The 472-nt window shown below is 73.5% G+C and carries 1 protein-coding gene; it reads left to right on the forward strand.

All coding sequences use genetic code 11. The features are described from left to right. Window positions 1-472 (forward strand): PAS domain-containing protein (locus tag E4T88_RS18880; RefSeq protein WP_135107563.1); only part of this gene is annotated, 472 nt, incomplete at both ends.

Consider the following 472-nt stretch of genomic DNA (forward strand, 5'->3'; position numbering starts at 1 on the left):
TCTTCGGCTACCCGGCCGCCGAGGTGCTCGGCCGCAACGTCCGCATGCTGATGCCCGCGCCGCACGCCCCGGCGCACGACGGCTACCTGCAGCGCTACCTGGCCACCGGCGAGGCCCGCATCATCGGCACGGGCCGCGAGGTGGCCGGCCTGCACCGCGACGGCAGCGCCGTGCCCCTGCGGCTGGCCATCGGCCGCGCGGACACGCCAGACGGCCCGCTGTTCGTGGGCTTCCTGACCGATCTGCGCGGCATCAAGGAGGCCGAGATGCGCCTGGGCATCGCCGCCAGCGTGTTCGAGCACAGCTACGAGGCGGTGCTGATCCTGGATTCCGACCACCATGTGGTGGACGCCAACCCCGCGTTCGAGCGCATGACCGGGCTGTGCCGCGAGGACGTGCTCGGCACGCCGGTCGAAGACCTCTACCCCGCCCCGGCCGAGCCGGACGACGACACGGCCACCGAGGCGCAGGG

The organism is Dysgonomonas mossii, assembly GCF_004569505.1.
Taxonomy (GTDB): domain Bacteria; phylum Bacteroidota; class Bacteroidia; order Bacteroidales; family Dysgonomonadaceae; genus Dysgonomonas.